The 343-nt window shown below is 63.8% G+C and carries 1 protein-coding gene; it reads right to left on the bottom strand.

The genetic code is table 11. The features are described 5' to 3' along the window. A partial coding sequence (locus tag E1958_RS22230) for a contractile injection system protein, VgrG/Pvc8 family (protein ID WP_424945102.1) occupies positions 1-210 on the bottom strand: 210 nt, incomplete at its 3' end. Between the last annotated feature and the right edge of the window lie 133 nt (positions 211-343).

Raw genomic sequence — 343 nt, forward strand, 5'->3', positions numbered from 1 at the left:
GTCGCGGGGATACTTGGTCAGCTTGAAGCGCGCCCCGGTGGCCAGGCCACGGGCATTGCCGCTGCCCTTTACGGTCTCGTAATCCACATGGAGTTCTTCGATGCGCGCCCGCATCCAGTCGTCGCCCTGATCGTATTGGGTGTAGCCGCCTGGGTAGTCGTAGATTTCCAGCGCCGCATGGGGGTGCGGCTGGGGGTCGTCTAGAGGTATGAATCGAGTTCCTGAATTATTTGGCGCGGCCTGGAGGACCGGACGTGTTGGGTTACGGCGCGTTCGACGCTGTGCCCTCCGCGGCGTTTCTCGGTGCGCCTAACCCAACCTACACCCGACGCGAGGTCGGCGC

Origin of the sequence: Candidatus Thiosymbion oneisti, from assembly GCF_004359955.1 — a bacterium.
Lineage (GTDB): Bacteria > Pseudomonadota > Gammaproteobacteria > Chromatiales > Chromatiaceae > Thiosymbion > Thiosymbion oneisti.